Genomic DNA, 5,427 nt, shown 5'->3' on the forward strand with positions numbered 1-5,427 from the left:
ATATGGCGGTGTTCCTGTATCGGTATGCGAAGCTTGCCGGTGTGCAGGGTGCGGCGTCGTTTGCGCCGTCGGCTGCGGATTACCGTCGGTTCTCTGATGTGAAGCAGGGTACGTTCGGCGCCAAGGAGATCCTGTGGTGCGCGAATGCGGGTATTACGCTGGGTAATTCGGATGGTTCGTTCGGGTATGGCAGCAAGCTGACGCGTTCTGCGATGGCCGCGTTCCTGTACCGCCTCGACAAACTCATCTGAACCAAAACATGCGTCCCGTTTCCTAACCTGACGGCACGTTGAGCCAAGGCGGCTCCCCGGAAGACATCTTTCGGGGAGCCGCCTGTTTCTATATTCGTCGAGGATGGAACGCATGGACGACTGCAGTGGGAATGTCTGGAACAGATTGGCTTTCATATGATGCGAACGTTCTCTATATGACCCACTTGTGTTGATGTTGTGCAAGTATTTGGGTATACTAGATGGAATGCGAACGGTTGCACAACGATTGTGTTGACTGTCTGTACTCTTTTGCCGACGGTGTATCCGGCGTCGGGAGGGTGCCGCAGCGGGTTCCCGGCTGTGCTGACGGGGCCGCACCATAAGGAAAGAAAGAACCTATTCTAGAGAAGAAAAGGAGACAGTGGCATGACACCTCTGTCTGAAGAGCACGGGACCGCTCCCGTCTCTGACAAGCGCCGCTCGGGGCGCGGGTTCATGATGAAGGCGATCGCCGGCCTTGCGGCCACGGCGACACTTGCAAGCGGCATGGTCGTGGGGGCTTCCACGGCGGTCGCCGCCGATCATGTGGGCCCGACGACGAGCTACGACCGTACGCTGGGCAACGCGACGTTCGAAGCGGCGCGCAAGCAGTACGGCCTCGCCCAGGAGATGAGCTACGGCGCAATCCTGCATGCATGGATGTGGTCGTTCAACACGATCAAGCAGAAGATGCCGGAGATCGCCGCCGCGGGTTACACGTCCATCCAGACCTCGCCGATCAGTGAGATCAAGGGGCCGGTCAACGGCATGCAGTTCGATGAGAACTGGTATTACGTCTACCAGCCGACCGGCACGAAGATCGGCAACAAGGTCGTCGGCACTGAGGACGAGCTCAAGGCGATGACCGCCGAAGCGCACAAATACGGCATCCGAGTAATCGTCGACGGCGTCATCAACCATTTCAGCTCCGATTGGAACGCCATTGATTCCGATTGGCGTTCGGAGGGCAACTTCCACCAAGCATGGGGCATCTGCGACAAGCAGGAAAGCACCAGCCACAACGGCGACCGCATCGATTACAGCAACCGTTGGAAGGTCACCCAGTGCCATCTGCTCGGCTTGTGGGATCTGAACACCCAGAGCCAAAGCGTTGCGGACCGAATGCATGATTATCTCGCCCGCGCCGTCGATGATGGTGTGGACGGCTTCCGCTACGATGCCGCGAAGCACATCGAGCTCCCGGATGAGTTCGATACGCATTCGCCGTATTTCGACACGATCCTGTCGAACGGCGCGCAGTACCAGTACGGTGAGGTGCTGCAGGGCGATTCCGGCCTGAACGCCGCGGCGTATCCGGCCCTCTTCGACAAGTATTCGAGCAATGGCGGCGGCAACACCGGTTCGAAGTACGGTGGCGCCGTACGTGCCGCGATCAACTCGGGAAGCATGAACGCCCAGTCGCTGCGCAATCTGCAGGGTGACGGCGTGCGTGACAACCAGCTCGTCACCTGGGTCGAATCGCATGACAACTATGCGAACAAGGAAGTCGATACGGAAATCGGCAAAGTGGGCGTCTCGACGCGCATTTCGGCCGACAAGATCCGCAAGGGATGGGCGATCATCGCGTCCCGCGCCGGCGGCGCGCCGCTGTTCTTCAACCGTCCGGTCGGTTCCGGCGGCACGAACAATAACCAGTTCTCCGAGCGTACGACGCTTGGCATGGCTGGCGATGACGAGTGGAAGCATCCCGAGGTCACCTGGGTCAACAAGTTCCGCAATGCGATGGAGGGCTCGCCCGAAAACATGCAGAACTGCCAGGGCGACAACTCCTGCCTGATGATCGAGCGCGGCATCGATGACGGTTCGCCGGACAACAACGGTGCCGTCGTGGTCAACTCCGGTGGAGACAAGGACCTCAGCGGCATCTCGACGACGCTCGATGACGGCCAGTACAAGGATCAGGTCAACGGCGGCCAGATCACCGTCTCCGGCGGCAAGATCACGTCCGGCCGCGCTCCGGGTGGCAAGGTCGCGGTGTTCTGGAACAACAAGGGCGGCACGACGATCGATGCCGAGACGATCAGCGCCGCGCCGATCAACACGACCTTCACCGGTTCTGGCATCGAAGTCACCGTGCGCGCGCAGAACGCGACGAACCTCAAGTGGTCGACCTCCGACGGCAAGTCCGGCACCTTCGTCTCCGGCGACAAGATTACCGTCGGCGCCAATGCCGAAGTCGGCGATGTCATCACGCTGACGCTCACCGGCAAGGGCACCGGTGCGACCGGCAAGGACCTCAAAGTCGAATACACCTATGAGAAGGTCGAACGCAGCCAGCAGCAGCTCGCCAAGTACTATTCGACGAATACGGCCGGCCAGAAGAAAAAGAAGACGATTTCGGTCGATGGCTCCGCCAGCGATTGGGACAGCTCCATGCTCATCGCGCAGGGTACCGCGAATGATGATCCCCGCGTCTACCGTCCGAATTCGATGTATGAGATGCCCATCGATTTGTATGCCCTCTATGGCACCTATGACGATGACAATCTCTATCTGATGTGGGAGATGACCAACGTCCAGGATGTCGTTGATCCCGGTGACGACTTCCCGCTCAATCGTCCGGTCCATACCGAAAAGGGACCTGCCGCGTGGATTGCGCTTGACACCGGACGTTCCGATAACCGCGTCGGCAAGAACGCCAATCTGCAGACCGGCGGCACGATCTGGGATTCGCGCATCTCATGGGAGCAGAATGTCAACAATGTCATCGGGCTTGCCTTGAAGAAGGGCGAGAATGGTCCCTGGATGTACGGCGGCGATGAGACCGGTCTGAACGCGAACGCGATCTATGGTCCGGGCGCGGCTCCGGCTGTCGGTACGCAGAAGACCAAGATGCAGTATGCGGCTGGAACCGGTCTGCTCAGCAATGAGGTCTGGGGTCTTGACAATGCTTGGGGCGCCAGCAATGGGCGTGTGCCGGGCGATGTGAAGAACGACAACGGCAACTGGGTCAACTTCAAGTCCAAGGGGCACAACCCGGGCGCCCAGGATTCGATCTGCGAGCTGGCCATTCCGCTCGAAGAGCTTGGCATCACGGCGGCCGACGTCGAGAAGACCGGCGTCGGTGTGCAGATTGTCGCCACCTATGGCCTGTCGGGCATGGACTCGCTTCCGTACGACCTCGCCGCGAACGACAACGCCGATCTCCCGGATACGCAGTCGCAGGAGAACAACTCCTACGAGAAGTCCGATGACGACTCGTACTCCGCTCCGCTCGCTCGCATCGGCGCCGCCGGTGGTGTCATCGAAACGATTCCTGTCGAATCGGTGACGATCAACGAAGGCTCCTCGATGTCGATCGACCTCGGCACCTCGCGCACGGCGAAGCTGAGCGCGACCGTCGCCCCGTCGAACGCGTCGAACAAGAAGGTCACGTGGAGCTCCTCCAATGAACAGATCGCGACCGTCGACTCGAAGGGCAACGTCAAGGCGAACAAGGCCGGTACGGTGACGATCACGGCGAAGGCCGGAGACAAGACCGACACGATCACGATCATCGTGACCGGCGAGCTCATCATTCCGACGACGACAACCGTCTACTATCCGACGAGCGCCTACGGCGCGGACTCCACCTACCTGCACTACCGTGTGAACAAGGGTGGTGTGGCCGGCACGTGGACGACCGCGCCCGGCGTGAAGATGGACGCTGCCTGCGATGGCTACGTCAAGTACACGATCGACAACCCCGATCAGGACGAAGTCGAATTCGTGTTCAACAACGGCTCGGGCACTTGGGACAACAACGGCGAGAAGAACTACAAGGGCACCGGCGAGTCGCTGCTCGTCAAGAGCGGCCAGCTCACCGTTGACAATCCTCCGTGCACGGTGACCGTTCCGGTGACTTCGGTGTCGATTTCGGGTGGCGATTTCGAGCTGGCAACCGGCGCGACGCGGAAGCTCACGGCGAGCGTGGCTCCTGCGAACGCGACGGATCGCGCGGTGTCGTGGAAGTCGTCGAACACTTCGGTGGCGACGGTGGACGCGTCGGGCACGGTGAAAGCTGTCTCGACGGGCACCGCGACGATCACGGCGACGGCCGGTGGCAAGTCGGCCTCGATTAAGGTGACGGTTGCTTCCGATTACATTGCGGTCAATTCGGTCGCAATCTCGGGTACTGGCGTCTCGAGCGGCAAGGCGACGATCAACGTTGGCGCTGGCCTCAACCTCAACGCGACCGTGCTGCCGAACAACGCGACGGACCGCACCGTCACGTGGAGCACGTCGAACGCGGAGGTGGCCACCGTCAGCAACGGCACGGTGCGCGGCATCAAGGCTGGCAACGCGGTCATCACCGCTACCGCCGGCAACAAGTCCGCATCGATTATCGTGACGGTCCAGAACAACGGAGCGGTTCTGCAGTCGATCTCAATCTCGGGCAGCGGCGTCTCGGGCGGCAAGCTCACGCTTGCGCAGAACAAGAGCGTCCAGCTTTCCGTGAAGGCGAACCCGTCGAACGCGACGGTCGGTGCGGCCTACTGGTCGTCCTCTGACACGTCGGTCGCGACGGTCGACGGCAACGGCAAGGTCACGGCGAAGAAGGAAGGCGTTACGGCAATCACCGTGACGGCCTCCGGCAAGTCCGCCGCGATTGTGCTGACGGTGTCGAAGAATGGTGGTTCGTCTGATCGGTTCTCGGATGTGCCGGCTGGTGTGGCGTTCCATGATGAGATCGAGTGGTTGGCGGCGCAGGGTATCACGAATGGGTATTCGGATGGTCGTTTCGGTTATGGTGATCATCTGAGCCGTCAGGATATGGCGATCTTCCTGTATCGTCTGGCGAAGGTGCATGGTGTGGCGGGTGCCGCGTCGTTTGCGCCGTCGGCTGCGGATTACCAGCGGTTCTCTGATGTGAAGCAGGGGTCGTATGGTGCCAAGGAGATCCTGTGGCTGGCGAAGAACGGCATTTCGCAGGGTTCGAATGGCCGGTTCAATGGTAATGACAAGTTGACGCGTCAGGATATGGCGGTGTTCCTGTATCGGTATGCGAAGCTTGCCGGTGTGCAGGGTGCGGCGTCGTTTGCGCCGTCGGCTGCGGATTACCGTCGGTTCTCTGATGTGAAGCAGGGTACGTTCGGTGCCAAGGAGATCCTGTGGTGCGCGAATGCGGGTATTACGCTGGGTAATTCGGATGGTTCGTTCGGGTATGGCAGCAAGC

At 60.5% G+C, this 5,427-nt stretch carries 2 protein-coding genes; both read left to right on the forward strand.

What is annotated here, in order from left to right; genetic code table 11:
* Nucleotides 1-251 (forward strand): S-layer homology domain-containing protein (locus tag B1400_RS10005; RefSeq protein WP_095613985.1); only part of this gene is annotated, 251 nt, incomplete at its 5' end.
* Between the two features lie 387 nt (nt 252-638).
* The coding region (locus B1400_RS08565) for an Ig-like domain-containing protein (protein ID WP_133064669.1) at nt 639-5,427 on the forward strand (4,789 nt) is incomplete at its 3' end.

This window comes from Bifidobacterium italicum (assembly GCF_002286915.1).
In the GTDB taxonomy this organism is placed as follows: Bacteria; Actinomycetota; Actinomycetes; order Actinomycetales; family Bifidobacteriaceae; genus Bifidobacterium; species Bifidobacterium italicum.